The sequence below is a fragment of the Erythrobacter sp. genome, assembly GCF_038133525.1.
Taxonomy (GTDB): domain Bacteria; phylum Pseudomonadota; class Alphaproteobacteria; order Sphingomonadales; family Sphingomonadaceae; genus Qipengyuania.
Genome location: NZ_JAYPTL010000179.1, coordinates 1 through 469 on the forward strand (window position 1 = coordinate 1; position 469 = coordinate 469).

1 protein-coding gene is annotated in these 469 nt (G+C 61.0%); it reads left to right on the forward strand.

The features are described from left to right. Nucleotides 1-149 precede the first annotated feature (149 nt). Nucleotides 150-469: hypothetical protein (locus AAFM29_RS17755; protein WP_341714034.1), on the forward strand; the 320-nt coding region annotated here is incomplete at its 3' end.

Here is a 469-nt window from a genome sequence, read left to right on the forward strand (position 1 = left end):
ATATCGATGAGGCGAGACATCGCGCGACCGACAGTGTCGCGAGATTGCTTGCCGGAGGCCCCGCAGCCGCCCCCGCCGCGGACCTCGATGCTCGGTTTCGGACGATCAGCGGATTAATTCGGAAAGCGTCGATTGGCCCAGCCGATCCTGTGCCCTTCGATCCGTGGATAGAGGCTCTCGATGCGGCGAGCGGGACCTTGGGCACTTGCTCGGCAGCGATCTGGGACCTGCGAACTCAGCAAGGTGGTGATCGCGACGAGGTGCGGCGTGTGCAATTTCACATCGAGCAGCTTTATGAAGCGATCGAGAAGGTATCCGACGGAATTACGCGGCCAGTCAACCGTTTGGCAAACGAACATCGATTGCTTGTGACGGGCGAGGCCGGAACCGGCAAATCGCATCTGCTCGCCGATGTGGCGAACCATCACATCGGCCAAGGTTTCCCTGCGGTCTTGGTCCTGGGTGGCAG